Below are 17,824 nucleotides of genomic sequence, written 5' to 3'. Positions count from 1 at the left end.
TCAGTATAAAACCTGAGAGCTTCGCGTATAAACGCATTACTGTCTGTGATAGCGTCGCTACAGGTAAAAATAAAAGAAGGCCTGGCGCGGATGATGCTGTAGATTTGCAATACTGGCGGCAACTGCTTTCATGCGTTTTTTATGCCGGAGGCATGAAGTTTACCCTTGAATAAACTTCATGCCTGGATGCGTGTGGATTTGTTAGCGTTGCGCAATTAATCGCTTATATCACTCACCTTCTTATTCAATAAGCGGGAAGCCCGCCAGTAAATCAACAGCATGAGTCCCATCACAATGGTCAGCGTAATGCTGGTCGCCGCGCCAAACGGCCAGTCGCGAATATTCAGGAACTGTACCTTAATGACGTTACCAATCAGCAGGTTTTTCGCGCCACCCATTAAATCGGAGACGTAGAACAGGCCCATTGCCGGTAGCATCACGAGCAGGCAACCGGCGACAATGCCCGGCATGGTTAATGGAATAATGATGCGGATGAACGTTTGCATTTTACTGGCGCCGAGATCGCGTGCGGCCTCCAGTAGCGGTTTGTCGAGCTTCTCAATGCTGGAGTAGAGCGGCATGACCATAAACGGCAGCAAAATGTAAACCAGGCCGATAATAACGGCGCTCGGGGTGAACATGATGCGAATCGGCGTATCAATCACGCCCAGCCACAGCAGGAATTCATTGAGATAGCCTTTAGTGCTCAGGAATATTTTTAGCCCATAGATGCGGATCAGTGAGTTGGTCCAGAAAGGAACAATCAGCAAAAACAGCAATAACGGACGTATCTTTTCCGGTAACTTCGCCAGGAACCAGGCAAAAGGATAGCCCAGCACCAGGCAGGAGAGGGTGGCGATCAGCGCCATATTCAGAGAGTGCAGGAGCACTTCAAAATAGAGCGGATCGAGCAGGCGTGCGTAGTTATCCAGCGTAAAGACCATCTTGACGAAACTGGCGTCGTCACGGGTCAGAAAGCTGGTGCCAATGATCATCAGGTTGGGCAGAAAAACAAACAACACAAGCCAACCGACGATAGTGACAATCACTACATTCTGGAATTTACTTGTGTTCTTCATCAGCCAGTACGACCTCCCAGCTTTCTACCCAACTAATGGCCATTTTTTGGTCAAGTGAATGGTCGAAGTCAGGATCGTCTTCGTTGAAGAATTCGCTGACCATCACCATTTTGCCATTTTCCAGTTCAACCACCGACTCCAGCGTCATACCTTTATAATTGCGCTCGCGCACGTAGCCGATAAGCCCTTCGATGTGGTTATCATCGTTGATCTCTTCGACGCGTAGATCTTCCGGTCGCAGCAGGACGTTCAGTTTTTGGCCCGGTTCGACAGCGAAATTGACGTATATATTGCACTCCCGACCTTCTACGCTGGCGCGGACGCGCTGTTCATCAAGCCGTTCAATGACGGTCGCGTCAAAGCGGTTAATTTCGCCGATAAAACCGGCGACAAACAGGTTTTTTGGCTCTTCATAGATTTCACGCGGCGTGCCGTCTTGCTCAATCACGCCATTACGCATTACCACGATACGATCGGACATGGTGAGCGCTTCTTCCTGATCGTGAGTGACAAAAACAAACGTGATACCGAGTTTACGCTGTAATGCTTTAAGCTCGTTCTGCATTTGTTTGCGCAATTTATAGTCCAGCGCGGAAAGCGATTCATCCAGTAATAACAGGCGAGGTTTATTCACCACCGCGCGAGCGATAGCCACACGCTGCTGCTGTCCGCCGGAAAGCTGGTGCGGTTTACGTTGTGCAAACTCTTCAAGCTGCACCATACGCAGCGCATCGGTCACGCGAGGCGCTATCTCGGCGGCTGGCGTTTTTTGCATTCGTAAGCCAAACGCGACATTTTCAAACACCGTCATATGCGGAAATAAAGCGTAGCTTTGAAATACGGTATTTACATAACGATTTTCGGCGGGAACGTGGGTGATATCCTGGTTATCCAACATGATATGCCCGGCATCAACGGTTTCCAGGCCGGCAATCAGGCGAAGAACGGTTGTTTTACCACAGCCGGAAGGGCCAAGCAGTGTGAGGAATTCGCCATTGTTAATGGTCAAATCCAGTTGCGAAATGACCTCTTTGCCATCGAAACTTTTGCTAATTCCAGACAAAAGCACCAGCGGTGAAAGCGAACGCGGTTGATTATTCAATTTCTTACTCTGTCCCATGTAAACGCAACGGATGGCTGACCGCTGCGGGGTTTGTGGTTAACCACCTTAATCACTCTTAATGAGGGCGGTCATTCTACGGCAAACCACTGTGATCGCCAATCCTTGTTGCGAATTACTGACTTAGCTTTATAGTCAGAAAGCGTGTCAAAGTGAAATATTCTTGTTTGCAGGGATAAAAGTGACCTGACGCAATATTTGTCTTTTCTTGCTTATTAATAATGTTGTCACGAAAAGTGAGGGTGACTGCATGGATAAACTACTTGAGCGTTTTTTACACTACGTATCGCTGGATACCCAATCAAAGTCGGGTGTTCGGCAGGTTCCCAGCACTGAGGGGCAGTGGAAGTTACTACGTTTGCTCAAACAGCAGCTCGAAGAGATGGGGCTGGTTAACATTACATTAAGTGAAAAAGGGACGTTGATGGCGACGCTCCCGGCCAATGTTGAGGGGGATATTCCCGCCATTGGTTTTATCTCCCATGTGGATACCTCTCCGGATTTCAGCGGTAAAAACGTTAATCCGCAGATTGTCGAGAATTATCGCGGCGGCGATATAGCATTAGGGATTGGCGATGAGGTGTTGTCACCCGTGATGTTCCCGGTACTGCATCAATTACTGGGACAGACGCTGATTACTACCGATGGTAAGACATTGCTGGGCGCGGACGATAAAGCCGGTGTTGCGGAGATCATGACCGCGCTGGCGGTGCTGAAAGGTAATCCTATTCCCCACGGCGACATTAAAGTGGCGTTTACGCCTGACGAAGAGGTAGGGAAAGGCGCGAAGCACTTCGATGTCGAGGAATTTGGCGCGCAGTGGGCCTATACGGTCGACGGCGGCGGCGTGGGCGAACTGGAGTTTGAAAACTTCAATGCCGCCTCGGTGAATATCAAAATCGTCGGCAATAACGTGCATCCTGGTACGGCGAAAGGTGTGATGGTCAATGCGCTGTCGTTGGCGGCGAGGATTCACGCGGAAGTGCCGGCGGATGAAGCGCCTGAAACCACTGAAGGTTACGAAGGGTTTTATCATCTGGCCAGCATGAAAGGCACCGTTGACCGGGCCGAAATGCACTACATCATTCGCGATTTCGACCGTAAGCAGTTTGAAGCGCGTAAACGCAAAATGATGGAGATTGCCAAAAAAGTCGGCAAGGGGCTGCATCCGGACTGCTATATCGAACTGGTGATTGAAGACAGTTATTACAATATGCGCGAAAAAGTGGTTGAGCATCCGCATATTCTCGATATCGCCCAGCAGGCCATGCGCGACTGTCATATTACGCCGGAGATGAAACCGATTCGCGGCGGTACAGACGGGGCGCAACTGTCGTTTATGGGCTTGCCGTGTCCTAATCTCTTTACCGGCGGATATAACTATCATGGTAAACATGAGTTTGTGACGCTGGAGGGGATGGAAAAAGCGGTACAGGTGATTGTACGTATCGCGGAGCTGACGGCGAAGCGCGGCCAGTAGCGAATGTTACGCATTGTGGTGAAGCGTTTTATTATTTATGGCGGGATATTTTCCGCCATCAATTTTTCTGCCTGGAGCGCCGAATATCCGCCTTCCTGGTCCCAGCGCCAGCAACAATCTGCAGCATGTTTTATGACCGGCGATGAAACCTGCATGACGTTTATTGATGATGCGGTGAGGCTGGCCTCGCGGCAATATGGCAAACGCTCAATACAGCTTGTTCGTAGCCTGCTATTACAAAGCGATATTTATCAATGGCTGGGTAAACCTGAATTAACGCCGCAAATGCTGCTGCGAGCGCGGGCAATCATGAAAACATTTCCGGCGGGCACTTATCCGGGCGATCGGGCCGATATGTTTGAACACCTTGCGGCCTTTAATGTTTACAGTGACGATCGCCATATAGAGTATTCATCTACAGAGCAGTGGCGATACGAGATCAAGGTTGATTACCGTCAGCGGATAGCCTGGCAAGAGCAGGCATTAACGTGGCGTCTTAAAGACAAAAAGGCATCGACGGAGGCATTGGTTTATACCTTAAACAGGATGCGCGACGCTTATTCTGATGCGCTGGAAGAGCGGGATGTCGAATGTGATAGTGCGCGTAAAGCCTATTATTTGGCGAAGATAGACGCAACGGAGCGGCAGTGGCTGAACGTTATTTTACGGGATAAAACCTGGGATAATCGTGAGCGCGTCGCCTCTTTTTTGCAGCAGAAAGCGGATATTGCTTATAATGCAGGGCATATTAGCGAGGCGATTAATGCGCTAAGTCAGGCGCTAAAAATTAAGCAAACGCTTTATGGCGCCGAATTCGGCGAAATGACGGTTGACAGCAATAATCTTGCTGGCTTTTATGCACAGGGCCATCATTATAAGGAAGCGAAAGATCTCTACCTTAAACTTATCGCGTATTACCAGAGCCGTTTAACGCCAATGGCGACGGTAATATCACGATTACGCTTTTATTTGCCCGAAAACATCGACCTGGACAGTACTTCCCTCTATCTCCCATTGCTGGAAGAATATAAACGTCGGCAGTCTGACGTATCAATGGTGTTGTATGGTATTTCGCTGCTTTATAAGAATAATCAACAGCTTGAACAAGCAAAAGACTTTGCGGAACGCGCCTTTACGCTTGATGCCGTAGCTTATCCAGCAAAGATGCAGTATGAACGATTACAGCAACTGGCTAATATTGCCGAAGGTCTTGGAGATAACGTACTGGCGCGGCGCTATCGGCAAATGTCATTTCGCCATCGAATGGCCCACTCGATTTATCCGGGCGATCCGCAATATAACGATTTCGCCAAACCTGGCGGCGATCGTTGTGGATAGTTTGCGTCAGCCCGGCGGTCGCCGGGCATTGCGATGTTCTTATCCTTCGAAGAACCAGTACCCGCTATTCACCAGTGCCGCCAGCATCGCGAGGAAGGACGGGTCTTCCAGCGCATCGCCGAAGTTTTCAGCGGTCAGTGCAATATGACTGGCGAGCGCCTCCAGAGCGGGGCGATGCGGAGAGTCTATTTTTTCGCCATTCGCATAGACCTCATCGCCGATACGCAATACGCGAAGCCCGCCGAGACGTACTAATACCTCGCCTTGCTTTAAGGCATCGTAAATTTCATCAGGCTGATACGGCGGCTCCGGCGGCGCAATATCCAGTTCGTGGCGTGACTGAGAGAGAAACTCGCCAAGCCACTGTTGGAAATGCGCGGGTTGATTGATCAAATCGAGCATCATATTACGCAGTTTATCCATCTCCTGCGGCAGGATATCCGCCGGATGCTTGCGGGACGGCATATCCGGATCGCTGTAGTATGTATTGCCCAACTCCCGTTGCAGGACGTAATCGGCAAAACCGCTGATCAACTCACGGCTATTGGGCGCGCGAAAACCGACCGAATAGTTCATGGCGTTTTCCAGCGCATAGCCTTCATGCGGGAATCCTGGCGGAATATACAGAATGTCGCCCGGCTCCAGCTCTTCATCAATAATGGCCTCGAACGGTTCGACTTGTAACAGGTCGGGATGTGGGCAGTGCTGACGCATTTGCAGCTTTTCACCCACGCGCCAGCGACGGCGACCGGTTCCCTGGATAATAAACACATCATACTGATCCAGATGCGGGCCAACGCCGCCGCCGGGAACGGAAAAGGAGATCATCAGATCGTCGATACGCCAGTCCGGCAGAGCGCGGAACGGGCGCATCAAGGCGGCGGTGGGTTCGTGCCAGTGGTTTACCGCCTGTACCAGCAGCGACCAGTTGCTCTCACCCAGATGATCGTAGCTTTCGAAAGGGCCATGGCTGACCTGCCATTTGCCATCCTGATGGCTAACGAGACGGCTGTCGATTTCGCTTTCCATCGCCAGCCCCGCCAGCTCATCCGGCGAGAGCGGATCGATAAAGTTGCTAAACCCACGTTTTAAGACCACCGGGCGTTTTTGCCAGTGGCGTTCAAGAAAGTCGGGCCAGTTAAGAGTTAATTGGTATTCCATGTTAAGTATCCGCAGGCTGGTATCTGACACCGATTATAACGGATGCTTAACGAGATGCGTGGAAGAACGCGCAGAAATGTTTATTCCTCTTTCTGTGTGGGATGCTGTCGGCCAAAAACGACCTCCATACGGACGCCGCCGAGCAGACTGTCGCTGGCAATGATCTGCCCGGCGTATTGTTCCGTAATCTCGCGCGCGACAGCCAGCCCCACGCCTTGTCCTGGTCGTAGGGTATCGGCGCGCTGACCGCGATCAAACACCAGGGAACGTTTGCTGTGGGGAATGCCTGGGCCGTCATCTTCGACGAAAATATGCAAATGATCGTCGGTCTGGCGAGCCGAAATCTCGACAAACTCCAGGCAATATTTACAAGCGTTGTCCAGTACGTTGCCCATTACTTCGACAAAGTCGTTTTGCTCGCCGACAAAACTGATCTCTGGTGAAATATCCATACTGATATTCACCCCTTTACGCTGATAAACTTTATTGAGCGCGGAGATCAGGTTATCTAACAACGGCGCGACGGGATGCAGTTCGCGGCTTAACAATACGCCGCTACCGCGCATACTGGCGCGATGCAGATAATAGCCGATCTGCTGGGAAATCCGGCTGATCTGTTCCAGCATCACCGGTTCAGCTTTGCTGACGCTCATCTTTTCGTTGCGTAAAGAGCGTAACGTACTCTGCAAAACCGCGAGCGGCGTTTTTAAACTGTGCGTCAGGTCGGTCAGGGTCGTGCGGTATTTGTTATAACGTTCACGCTCGCTTTTGAGCAGTTGATTAAGGTTGCGCACAAGGCTGGTCAGCTCACGCGTCGTCTCCGGATTGAGCATTTCGCGGTGATGATCTTCAAGCTCGCGGACCTCCCGCGCCAGCGCCTCGATAGGGCGTAAGCTCCACCAGGCGGCGATCCACAGTAAAGGAATGACTAACAGTAAATTGGCGGCCAGCACGTATACGAACCAGCTCCACACCATATAGGAGCGTTTTAGCTCTATCGGAATGGTATCGACCACCACGATGGTTAACTGCGGCATCCGCGCCGTGGCAGGATAAATATTTACCGCTACCGAGTGGGTCATCTCCGCATCATCGTCATCTTCACGTACTTCTTTGAGTTTTTCCTGCGCGGAATGGTCTTCGCTCAACAGCGTGCTGGTGGCGTCTACGTTGGTTTCAATTTCATGGAAGCCGTTCGTTTTTAACCATTCCGGTTGAATGCTTTTAATCAGCCAGGGAATGTTGCGCTGCGTCCATAATAATTTGCCCGTTTCATCGTAAATCAGCGTCATGGTCGGGCTTTGCATGTCCAGATTTTCAGGCAGCTCAACGCTGATTTTATTATTTTCCCATTTGGCGAGGGTATAAAACAGATTGCTTTCGCCGCGCAGCAGACGAAAGGTGGTTTTATCAAAACTTACGCTATAGCCGACCAGCGCCACTATGCCATATGCCAAAGAAAGCACCAGCACGACGCCGGCTGTCGCCAGCAAAAAACGAACCCGCAGCGACAGCGGCAGAAAATGGCGAGCAAATTTATTCATTAGCGCAATTCAAAAAGATATCCTTGTCCGCGTACGGTGGTAATGACATCGTGCGGATACTGGGCCTGTATTTTTTTCCGCAGACGCCCCATGAGAACATCAATGGTATGACTTTCCCGCAGTTCCGCATCCGGATACAGTTGAAGCATCAGCGAATCCTTGCTGACCACTTTACCGTTGTTACGGATAAGCGTTTCCATAATGGTGTATTCGAACGCCGTGAGTTTGATGACCTCTTCATTGACGGATAATTCCCGACGTGAGAGATCCACCTGGAAAGGCGGGATGTTGATCACCTGGGAGGCCAGACCGCTATTACGGCGCATTAACGCCTGCATACGCGCCATTACCTCTTCGATGTGGAATGGCTTCGTTACGTAGTCATCGGCCCCGGAGCTGAGAACCTCGACTTTATCCTGCCAGCCTTCGCGCGCGGTTAACACCAGAACCGGCAGTGAAACATCACTGCTGCGCCAGCGGCGTATCAAGGAAAGGCCGTCTTCATCCGGCAGACCTAAATCGACAATAGCGATATCCGGAAGGTGTTCATTAAGGTAGTAATCAGCTTCCCTGGCATCTTCTGCGGCATCGACCTGGTGACCTGAATCCTGGAGCTGAACCTTCAGGTGGTGGCGTAATAATGCATTATCCTCTACAACCAGTACGCGCATCATCTCTTCTCCCTTGTGTTAACAATAAGAACAGTCTAGCGTTGATTATGGTGCTTTGGGGATAAACAGTTAATAAACCAGACAAATAGTCACCCTCTTTCTGAAGAAAAGAGGGTGAGGCACGCATTATTTAAGTTCGTCGACCAGAGTCACAGCGCGACCGATATAATTTGCCGGCGTCATGGCTTTAAGGCGCGTTTTTTCTGCTTCCGGCAGGGCCAGACTATCAATAAACTGTTTCATTCCTTCGGCATCAACACGCTTGCCACGGGTCAACTCTTTCAGTTTTTCATAGGGTTTTTCAATACCATAGCGGCGCATGACGGTCTGGATCGGCTCGGCTAATACTTCCCAGTTGTGATCCAGTTCGTCAAGCAGATGATCGCGGTTTACTTCCAGCTTGCTGACGCCCTTCAGGGTGGACTGATAAGCGATAAGCGCATAGCCGATGCCGACACCCAGGTTACGCAGAACGGTTGAGTCGGTCAGATCGCGCTGCCAGCGGGAAACCGGCAGTTTGTTTGCCAGATGGTGCAACACTGCATTAGACAGACCGAGGTTGCCTTCTGAGTTTTCAAAGTCAATGGGGTTAACTTTATGCGGCATGGTAGAAGAACCGATCTCCCCGGCGATGGTTTTCTGTTTGAAATGGTTCAACGCAATATAGCCCCAGACATCGCGATCGAAATCGATCAGGATGGTGTTAAAGCGCGCGATACAGTCAAACAGTTCCGCAATATAATCATGCGGTTCAATCTGGGTGGTGTAAGGATTCCACTGGATGCCCAGCGAGGTGACGAACTCTTCGCTGAACTGATGCCAGTCAACTTCCGGATAGGCGGCGATATGCGCGTTATAGTTGCCTACGGCGCCGTTAATTTTACCGAGGATCTCCACCTGGTTGAGCTGGCGGAACTGACGCTCCATCCGATACGCCACGTTCGCCATCTCTTTACCCAGAGTGGAAGGTGTTGCCGGCTGGCCGTGGGTGCGGGAGAGCAGAGGGATATCGCGATACTGTACGGACAGATCTTTCACTGCGTCGATAAGCTTACGCCAGTATGGCAGGACTACTTCGTCGCGAGCGGTTTTCAACATCAGCGCGTGAGACAGGTTGTTGATGTCTTCTGACGTACACGCGAAGTGGATAAACTCGGAAACGGCATGCAGTTCCGGGATATCAGCCACTTTTTCTTTCAGGAAATACTCAACTGCCTTCACATCATGGTTAGTCGTACGCTCAATGGTTTTAATGCGCGCGGCATCTTCTTCGTTGAAGTTTGCAACAAGCGTATCCAGGTAACCGTTTGCGTCGGCAGCAAAAGCAGGAACTTCCTTGATCGCTGCGTGCGCGGCTAATTTCTGCAGCCAACGTACTTCGACTTGTACACGAAATTTCAGCAAACCGTATTCGCTAAAAATTCCGCGCAGCGCGCTGACTTTATCGCCGTAGCGTCCATCGACAGGGGAAACGGCGGTCAGTGAGGATAATTCCATAGATCATAACTCCGGGGTTAAATGAGCAAGAATTTGTTTTGCCTGAGTCGTCAGGCGATGACGAGAAAACATAAGCTGTAGGCGACCACCGCCTACCTGATGCCAGAGCACGGCTGCACGGATGCCTGCCAGTAGCGAGGCGCGGACTTTGGCCTGCACCTGCGGACTTTGCAGAACGGCCGGGGAGCCCGTCACCTGAATGCGCGGGCCCAATGGGCTAATCACATCCACGTAGATGCCCGCCATGGCGCTCATTAACGTGTCTGACTGTAAATCAAAATGATCAAGCTGGCGCTGCAGGCCGTTAATGCGATCGCCTAACGTATTCAATGCGCCTTTGGCGGATGACAGCTTGCGCTCCAGCACCATCAGGCTAAGCGTATAACGCGTCAGTTCGGCGTTAAGTCCTTGTCGGCTGCTGGCATTCAGCACGCCGAGCAGTGTTTCCAGACCAAGACGCAGGTTAGCTTCGCTGCCGCCGAACACGCCCAGAGTAGAACTGGGATTCATATCAATGACACTGTTGAGTGAAACGTGCAACGCGTCGGCATCACAGTGCCCCTGGTGCGCCAGTTGTTGCACCAGGCGTGCCGACTGGCAAATGCCAGACAGCGCGAGGGTGATGTCATAATAATTCTTTGCCACAATCACTGCTTCCTTGTATCAAATAAAATACACTTCATCTTTTAAGCCGCTTTGAGGCGACTTGAATGGTGTTGTGTATTGAATAATCAGACCGTCAGCGGCAGTCGCTGCTCGATAATGCCGCCACCCAGGCAGACTTCGCCGCTGTAAAAGACAGCGGACTGGCCCGGCGTAACGGCGGCAACCGGCTCGTCAAAAATGACCTCGATACGATCGTCATCCAGCGCGTTAATCGTGCACGGAATATCGGTCTGGCGGTAGCGGGTTTTTACCGTACAGCGCAGGGTGCCGGTGAACGGTTCGCGATCGACCCAATGTAGCTGCTGGGCGATGAGGCCTACCGACATCAGGCGTGGGTGCTCATGCCCCTGGGCGACAATTAACACATTGTTTTCAACGTCTTTATCCACCACATACCAGGGGTCTTCGCTACCGTCTTTGGTGCCGCCGATTCCCAGCCCTTTACGCTGACCGAGCGTATGATACATCAGACCCTGATGCTCGCCGATTTCATCGCCGTCAACGGTAATGATTTTCCCCGGCTGCGCAGGCAGATAGCGCCCTAAAAAGTCGCGGAATTTGCGCTCGCCGATAAAGCAGATACCGGTAGAATCTTTTTTCTTTGCGGTTACCAGCCCCAGATCTTCGGCGATTTTACGCACCTGCGGTTTTTCCAGCTCGCCAACCGGGAACAGACTTTGCGCAATCTGCTCATGGCCAAGTGTGTAGAGGAAGTAGCTCTGATCTTTGTTGCCGTCGAGCCCGCGCAACAACCGGCTTTTGCCGTTTACATCCGCGCGGCGAACGTAGTGACCGGTGGCGATATAGTCGGCGCCTAAATCTTCTGCGGCAAATTCAAGGAAGGCTTTAAATTTGATCTCTTTATTGCACAGAATATCCGGGTTCGGCGTACGGCCCGCTTTGTACTCTTCAAGGAACAGTTCAAAGACGTTATCCCAATATTCTGCGGCAAAATTAACGGTATGCAGTTCAATGCCAAGCTTGTCGCACACGGCCTGCGCGTCAGCCAGATCGGCTGCTGCGGTACAGTATTCCTCACCATCGTCCTCTTCCCAGTTCTTCATGAACAGGCCTTCTACCTGATAACCCTGTTGTTGCAACAGCCAGGCGGAAACGGAGGAATCGACACCGCCGGACATGCCGACGATCACTTTTTTTGGGCTTTCTGACATTGGAATACTCGCGACATTGAACTTCAAGGCGGCGTATTCTACCACGCAGCCCTTTACTTGACACCCTCTGTAAACGGCCAGTTAAATTCGCCCACTATAGATAAGGGGTAACGTTGTCCCGTTTGATAACTGCGAATGCTTTCAGCCACCAGCGGAGAACGTAAATTCGGCGCGTTCAGAATCTCGTCGGCGCTCACCCAACGGCAGCAATCGATGTCATTGTCATGGGGTTCGGTCGCGCAAATATGATCAAGCTTGATAGCGAATAAAAAGCGCAGGAACGGGGTCTTATCCGGCGCAATCCACTGATGCATACGGATAAAATACTGTGGTTGCGCCGTGATGCCAGTCTCTTCCCACAGTTCACGCGCGGCGGCCTGCGCCAGCGTTTCATCTGCCTCCAGGTGTCCGGCAGGTTGATTCCATAACGATTTACCGTTGATGGTCTCTTCCACCACCAGAAATTTATCTTCGGCATGTACGATGCAGGCAACGGTCACGTGCGGCTTGAACATAGACATCCTTATTAAAGCGGTTTATCAATGTGGTCATAGATCGCGTCAAGCTGTTTCAGACGCTCGTTATAAGCTTTTGTCAGGCAGGTGACGTCGGCCTTGCACTGCTGACGCTGTTTAAGCCAGCTCTGCTGGGCGTCCTGCAGCGCGCCGCGACTGCCCATCGCGAACAACCCTTTCAGAAACTGATATTTGGTGTGCATTTCCACGTCTTTATCATTCAGCGTCAGGTGCGCGCAGATAGCCTTTTCATCCGCAGCCTGCGCTTTCTGGCAGTCGAAGCTGGCCGCATTAACGGATAACGGTGTTAATAAAGCAAAAGCAATGAGAAGCCGTTTCATCTGTCTTTCTCCTGTGCGATCTCGCGCCACTGTCCATTATCGAGGCCGTTGAGCGTGTAGTCGCCCATGCTGTAACGAATTAATCGTAGAGTGGGATGACCGACATGCGCTGTCATGCGTCTTACCTGGCGGTTGCGGCCTTCATATAAGGTGACTTTTAGCCAACTGGTGGGAATATTCTTCCGTTCGCGAATCGGCGGGGTGCGCGGCCACAGCCAGTCAGGCTCCGCGACAATCTCAATACCGGCGGGCAGGGTAGGGCCATCGTTGAGCGTGACGCCAGTACGAAGCGCCTGCAGCGCTGCATTATCCGGGATACCTTCTACCTGAACATAGTAAATCTTGCCGGTGCGTTTGCCCGGTTGCGTGAGGCGCGCCTGCAGCGCGCCGTCATTAGTCAGCACCAAAAGCCCTTCGCTGTCGCGGTCCAGGCGGCCTGCGGCATAAACGCCTTGCACAGGAATAAAATCTTTTAACGTGCGGCGACCTGCTTCATCCGTGAACTGCGGCAACACATCGTAAGGTTTATTGAACAAAACCACGTGTTTTGGCTGGTTTTCTTTCCGTGATTTAGATGCTTGTCGTGAGCTGAATCGCTTAACGTAGTGATTTCTAAAAGAAGTTTTTTGCATGGTGTTTTCAGAACTTATTAATTGCCGCATTATAGCGCAATAATGAGTGTCTTTCATGGCGGCAAACAATAGGGTAGTATTGACATGCTCATTACAAAACATTAACAAAAAATTGCTCTAACGCAGTCGTGCAGCAGGACGCCATTGCACATGCAGCGCGATGACAGACGAGCAAACCAGAAGCGCTCGAAGGAGAGGTGAATGGAAAGCAAAGTAGTTGTTCCGGTGGAAGGTAAGAAGATCACCCTGCAAAACGGCAAACTCAACGTTCCTGAGAATCCGATTATCCCGTTTATTGAAGGCGATGGTATCGGTGTTGATGTCACTCCAGCCATGCTTAAAGTGGTCGATGCCGCCGTCGAGAAAGCCTATAAAGGCGAGCGTAAAATTTCCTGGATGGAAATTTACACCGGAGAAAAATCCACACAGGTTTACGGCCAGGATGTCTGGCTTCCCGCTGAAACCCTTGATTTAATTCGTGATTACCGCGTAGCGATTAAAGGTCCGTTGACCACGCCGGTTGGCGGCGGTATCCGCTCTCTGAACGTTGCCCTGCGTCAGGAGCTTGACCTGTACGTTTGTCTGCGTCCCGTTCGTTACTATCAGGGCACGCCAAGTCCGGTGAAACATCCGGAGCTGACCGATATGGTCATCTTCCGTGAAAACTCTGAAGACATCTACGCCGGAATTGAATGGAAAGCTGACTCTGCAGACGCTGAGAAAGTGATCAAGTTCCTGCGCGAAGAGATGGGCGTGAAGAAAATTCGCTTCCCGGAGCACTGCGGTATCGGTATCAAACCGTGTTCTGAAGAAGGCACTAAACGTCTGGTTCGCGCGGCGATTGAATACGCTATTACCAACGATCGCGATTCCGTTACGCTGGTACATAAAGGCAATATCATGAAGTTCACCGAAGGTGCGTTTAAAGACTGGGGCTACCAGTTGGCGCGCGACGAGTTCGGCGGTGAGCTTATTGACGGCGGTCCGTGGCTGAAAATTAAGAACCCGAACACGGGTAAAGAGATCGTGGTTAAAGACGTTATCGCCGATGCGTTCCTGCAACAGATCCTGTTGCGTCCGGCGGAATACGACGTTATCGCCTGTATGAACCTGAACGGTGACTATATTTCCGATGCCCTGGCGGCTCAGGTTGGCGGTATCGGTATTGCACCGGGTGCGAATATCGGCGACGAATGCGCGTTGTTTGAAGCCACTCACGGCACTGCGCCGAAATATGCGGGCCAGGATAAAGTCAACCCAGGCTCCATTATTCTGTCTGCGGAGATGATGCTGCGCCACATGCAGTGGTTCGAAGCGGCGGATCTGATTGTTAAAGGTATGGAAGGCGCGATTGCCGCGAAGACCGTGACCTATGACTTTGAACGCCTGATGGAAGGCGCTAAGCTGCTGAAATGTAGTGAGTTTGGCGACGCGATTATCGCGAATATGTAATAACGATAATTGTTAAAAACAAAAACGGGGACTTAACGTCCCCGTTTTTATTATTAGCATTCGAACGGTTTTCAAAAATTTATCAAAACTCCCTCAATTCTGACCGCAATAGTAATCCATCCTTTACGCCGATCGTCATGATAACCTGAGACCCCCTGAAAGCTGATAGTTACCGATTTTGATTGTGGTGGTTTTCTTTATGATGTGTGGTTTGGCTATTTTTTGAAAGTGCCTTACCAGATTTATTGTTATTATCAGGGGATTATTTCAATAAAAGGTGATGATTTATTGCCTGCAATAGTGGGTAGATTAAGCATTTTATGAAATTATTAGTGTCTTTATTTGCACTTCTACAAGGCTGTTAAGAGGTGTTGAAATATCAGCCTGGTAAAGAATACGTCAGCGAAAGTGAATGCTATATTAGTCATAAAAATTCAGGAGACATATGCTCAAACCTATCTTCTACAGTGGAAGTGTGAAGGTTCCGGAATATCTGGAAACAGATAAGGAAAAAAATGTCGGACGTACTCCTCTGTCTTCAGACATTCAGCAAATTAAAAATTTTGTTGAAGATGTTCCGCCATTTCCAGAAAGCAGAGCGGTGAGCGGTTCTGTAAGCGCAGCGTACAGGCTTTCTTTTGACGAAGTGTTTTGCGGTCTCAGCAATGAAGAGCGTAAAAAGGTGTATGGTCGCCTTTTTGGAAAACAAGTACTTGCGCATATTCATTCCAGGTGTCAGCGCGACGCTGACATAATAAGAGAAAAAGCGCTCAGGCGGATAAGCCGTGAGTGTGGTGCCGAAATAGATTGCGCTCTCTTGCTAAATAAGATGGTGGATATTTTACAAAATGCCCGGCTGACAATAAATTTTAATGCAGCAAAAATTGACTTTGTCTCTCTCTTAAAAAATAAAGAATATCTGAACTCTTATGCATTAGGTTGCAGACCAGGAGATTTACCCGCTTATAATGTCGGACGTGATTCAGTTGAAACTAAAGCATTTGAACTGGAGAAGCTTGCAGATTCACCTTATGCCCCATATGGTCAGACAGACGGTTTTTCCGTAGCATATACTCCCAACAGTAAAACTTTTAGCCCTACAAGCAGACCAATTTATGCTGCACTGGACTTTCTGAACGGTGAAAATGGCGGTGCCAGCGCCTATGGGAAATCATTTTTTGAATTAAATGATAATGTAAAAACAAATTGTACATTCTCACCTTTTGATATCTACGGCCACAGATTTGGCCTGGATACTAGTAAATTATCTACATTTTGGCATATGGAGAACCTGATTGCATCCTGTCAAAATGATTTTTTTGGTTATAATTGCTTTAAGAGTTTGGTTAAAATGGCTAAGGGCGAAAAATTTTTAGCTCATTCTAATTATGGTAAAGGCTATGAAGGGAATTATATAGAGGCTCATATCCATGGTGATGTGTGCTTATTCAGAGATATAAAACATGTTTATTTGTCTTTGCAAGAAAACTCTTACTCGGAAAGTCAACTATATGATTATGCAAAACAAATAAACCAGGCGCTTAATAGAGACTGCATAATATTATATTGACAAGCTTATTATCAGGCTCTTTAAAAGAGCTTTAAATGATCATGAGTGCATACTCCTTGAGGTAGGCAGTAGCTGCTATCTGTTTATATTTATTAGCTTAGGAACAATCTGGCAGATACCTGGGTGGCGCTCCAGTATGGCCTGGCAAAATAGAGGAATATGGACCAGCAGAAGCGCCTGCTGGCTACTTTTCACTTAAATCGCTGAACTTCACCGGCGCTACAGATGAAGCGACCTTCACAGTCATCAGATGTCCTGCATTACCACAGGAGTGATTTGCTGGCTATCGATATTCCTGCTCATCAGGTTTTTACGCCATCTACGCACATTTATTCTGCTATAAGTTGAAATACTGCAAAAAATATTAAGGCTTATTATTTTTTTCTTTAAGTAAATTTTCGTTCAACAAACTTAATTGTTTATTCAATGATGATGAAGCATGAGTTATGCTGAAAATGAGGGAAGTTAACAGCAAGGATAATCTTAATATTTACGGGTGATATTATGAGACATCGTGTATTTTTCCCATTGCTTCTGGTGTTGTCGGCTACAGCCTTTTCGGCATCGGCGATGGCTGCCAGTGATTCAAAACCCCCACCAGATAATACAAAACACGCCTTCGGTGGCTGGTCAAACCCCGAAGCATTTATTCGCCCAGGCTGGTGTGACCATTATCCAGCAGGTGAGGTGACGCCACCGGGGTGGTGTCTGGTTTGTGGTTGTTAGTTTTTTACAGAAAATTATATCAACCATATCAGGATTGAGGGTATATCAGGCTATTATGTTTCATCAGCTCATCCTGAACTGAATATTACCTCAGGCTGGTGTGTTTTATTAACGCCAGCCTGATTTTTCACAACGTTATATTGCTGGCTTACAGGCCTGTCAGGCCAGTCAGGTTTTGATGTGTCCACACGGTTTACCAACACCCTGTATTTTTCCATTCGTCGCTCATCATCTGTTGCCATCAATGACAGTATTGCGCTCTTTCCCGTACGTTCCTCTCCCGACCTGTCGCATGGTCCAGTACATGGCAGTCCTCTTCCACCTCGCTACATCTAATTTTTTGTTTTTAAGTTGCTCTGTTTTATTGCGCTGAATTTGTAGTTCAAAACAGTAATTTTAAATACTTATTTGAATATTTTTTTTATGATTTTTTCACGAAATGAGTAAAAAATAAAATGAAGAATGATATACATAATTAATGCAATAAAAAATGATATCACACCAATTGATGGTCCTGTTTTGTATACGAATAGCAGGCATAAAAATATAGCAAATAGATCAAGGGAAATATTCGCGATGAAATCAGTGATTATTTTGAAAAAATTCTTCATATTACCTCTTTAAAATATCTATCTTATTCGCCATTTTTAGGTCGGGCAGTGATCGAAATTCTCACGTACAACGTGTACGCTTCGGTTTCTGCGCGCTGCCCGGCTTCACACTGGCTCCAACAAGTACGCCCGCTGGACCAGGTTCCTGGCGTCACATAACTTCACCTGTTTATCCACAAAAGGCTCAATAAATAAACATTTTGAGTACGAAAAATTACAGTGTCAGAGAATGAAATGGCGATTCGCTGT

At 49.2% G+C, this 17,824-nt stretch carries 17 protein-coding genes and 2 pseudogenes; 5 read left to right on the top strand and 14 right to left on the bottom strand.

The window, feature by feature from the left end:
* Positions 1–215: 215 nt before the first annotated feature.
* Both potB and potA read right to left on the bottom strand, forming a co-directional pair.
* The gene (potB, locus tag EOS97_RS23340; RefSeq protein ID WP_000799391.1) at positions 216–1,079 is read right to left on the bottom strand and encodes a spermidine/putrescine ABC transporter permease PotB; all 864 of its coding nucleotides are present in this window, start codon (positions 1,077–1,079) and stop codon (positions 216–218) included.
* Positions 1,063–2,199 (bottom strand): spermidine/putrescine ABC transporter ATP-binding protein PotA, encoded by a 1,137-nt coding sequence (gene potA / locus EOS97_RS23335; RefSeq protein ID WP_000531607.1) that lies wholly within the window; start codon positions 2,197–2,199, stop codon positions 1,063–1,065. Before potA ends, potB begins: the two co-directional genes overlap by 17 nt.
* Positions 2,200–2,449: 250 nt before the next feature.
* On the opposite strand from potA, the gene pepT reads away from it, so the two are divergent.
* Together pepT and EOS97_RS23325 are read left to right on the top strand one after the other, a co-directional pair.
* Positions 2,450–3,679, top strand: coding sequence for a peptidase T (pepT, locus tag EOS97_RS23330; protein WP_000359412.1), 1,230 nt, complete (start codon positions 2,450–2,452; stop codon positions 3,677–3,679).
* Between the two features lie 3 nt (positions 3,680–3,682).
* On the top strand, positions 3,683–5,017 hold the full coding sequence (locus EOS97_RS23325) for a hypothetical protein (protein ID WP_000944534.1): 1,335 nt from the start codon (positions 3,683–3,685) through the stop codon (positions 5,015–5,017).
* A gap of 39 nt (positions 5,018–5,056) precedes the next feature.
* Here EOS97_RS23325 and EOS97_RS23320 read toward each other — a convergent pair whose 3' ends face one another.
* The 9 genes from EOS97_RS23320 to rluE form a co-directional block, all read right to left on the bottom strand.
* A complete protein-coding gene (locus EOS97_RS23320) occupies positions 5,057–6,178 on the bottom strand; it encodes a cupin domain-containing protein (protein ID WP_000456516.1) in 1,122 nt (373 codons plus the stop codon).
* 80 nt (positions 6,179–6,258) lie between these two features.
* Entirely contained in the window at positions 6,259–7,722 is a 1,464-nt protein-coding gene (gene phoQ / locus EOS97_RS23315; protein ID WP_079987743.1) for a two-component system sensor histidine kinase PhoQ, read from the bottom strand.
* Positions 7,722–8,393, bottom strand: a complete 672-nt coding sequence (gene phoP, locus EOS97_RS23310; RefSeq protein WP_001537766.1) for a two-component system response regulator PhoP — start codon at positions 8,391–8,393, stop codon at positions 7,722–7,724. The genes phoQ and phoP overlap by 1 nt, the downstream gene beginning before the upstream one ends.
* Before the next feature lie 126 nt (positions 8,394–8,519).
* Positions 8,520–9,890: an adenylosuccinate lyase gene (gene purB, locus EOS97_RS23305; RefSeq protein ID WP_000423766.1), complete on the bottom strand. Its 1,371-nt coding sequence runs from the start codon at positions 9,888–9,890 to the stop codon at positions 8,520–8,522.
* Positions 9,891–9,893: 3 nt separating this feature from the next.
* On the bottom strand, positions 9,894–10,535 hold the full coding sequence (hflD, locus tag EOS97_RS23300; RefSeq protein ID WP_001519653.1) for a high frequency lysogenization protein HflD: 642 nt from the start codon (positions 10,533–10,535) through the stop codon (positions 9,894–9,896).
* 86 nt (positions 10,536–10,621) lie between these two features.
* Positions 10,622–11,728 carry a tRNA 2-thiouridine(34) synthase MnmA gene (mnmA, locus tag EOS97_RS23295; protein ID WP_000004540.1) on the bottom strand — a complete coding sequence of 369 codons (1,107 nt, stop codon included), beginning with the start codon at positions 11,726–11,728 and terminating at the stop codon, positions 10,622–10,624.
* Between the two features lie 53 nt (positions 11,729–11,781).
* Positions 11,782–12,243, bottom strand: coding sequence for an NUDIX hydrolase (locus tag EOS97_RS23290; RefSeq protein ID WP_000476070.1), 462 nt, complete (start codon positions 12,241–12,243; stop codon positions 11,782–11,784).
* A gap of 11 nt (positions 12,244–12,254) precedes the next feature.
* The gene (locus EOS97_RS23285) at positions 12,255–12,584 is read right to left on the bottom strand and encodes a lysozyme inhibitor LprI family protein (protein ID WP_000825956.1); all 330 of its coding nucleotides are present in this window, start codon (positions 12,582–12,584) and stop codon (positions 12,255–12,257) included.
* Complete coding sequence (rluE, locus tag EOS97_RS23280; RefSeq protein ID WP_127836208.1) at positions 12,581–13,246, bottom strand: 23S rRNA pseudouridine(2457) synthase RluE; 666 nt, start codon at positions 13,244–13,246, stop codon at positions 12,581–12,583. Before rluE ends, EOS97_RS23285 begins: the two co-directional genes overlap by 4 nt.
* 171 nt (positions 13,247–13,417) lie before the next feature.
* On the opposite strand from rluE, the gene icd reads away from it, so the two are divergent.
* Complete coding sequence (icd, locus tag EOS97_RS23275; RefSeq protein ID WP_000444508.1) at positions 13,418–14,668, top strand: NADP-dependent isocitrate dehydrogenase; 1,251 nt, start codon at positions 13,418–13,420, stop codon at positions 14,666–14,668.
* Positions 14,669–15,113: 445 nt separating this feature from the next.
* Positions 15,114–16,238, top strand: coding sequence for a type III secretion system effector SopF (gene sopF, locus EOS97_RS23270; protein WP_000917283.1), 1,125 nt, complete (start codon positions 15,114–15,116; stop codon positions 16,236–16,238).
* A gap of 291 nt (positions 16,239–16,529) precedes the next feature.
* Here sopF and EOS97_RS23260 read toward each other — a convergent pair.
* Positions 16,530–16,713, bottom strand: a pseudogene (locus tag EOS97_RS23260) (hypothetical protein); the annotation flags it as partial.
* A gap of 29 nt (positions 16,714–16,742) precedes the next feature.
* Between EOS97_RS23260 and EOS97_RS27530 the strand changes: the two are divergent.
* Complete coding sequence (locus EOS97_RS27530) at positions 16,743–16,964, top strand: PagK family vesicle-borne virulence factor (protein WP_260799320.1); 222 nt, start codon at positions 16,743–16,745, stop codon at positions 16,962–16,964.
* 143 nt (positions 16,965–17,107) lie between these two features.
* Here EOS97_RS27530 and EOS97_RS26805 read toward each other — a convergent pair.
* A pseudogene (locus EOS97_RS26805) lies at positions 17,108–17,206 on the bottom strand (tail fiber assembly protein); the annotation flags it as partial.
* A 162-nt stretch (positions 17,207–17,368) separates the two neighbouring features.
* Positions 17,369–17,575 (bottom strand): hypothetical protein, encoded by a 207-nt coding sequence (locus EOS97_RS27525; RefSeq protein ID WP_000787628.1) that lies wholly within the window; start codon positions 17,573–17,575, stop codon positions 17,369–17,371.
* Positions 17,576–17,824: the final 249 nt, after the last annotated feature.

It is taken from the genome of Salmonella sp. SSDFZ54, assembly GCF_004010735.1.
GTDB lineage: Bacteria > Pseudomonadota > Gammaproteobacteria > Enterobacterales > Enterobacteriaceae > Salmonella > Salmonella enterica.
The sequence above is the reverse complement of the archived record's forward strand: the minus strand, read 5'-3'. Positions and strand labels throughout refer to the sequence as shown.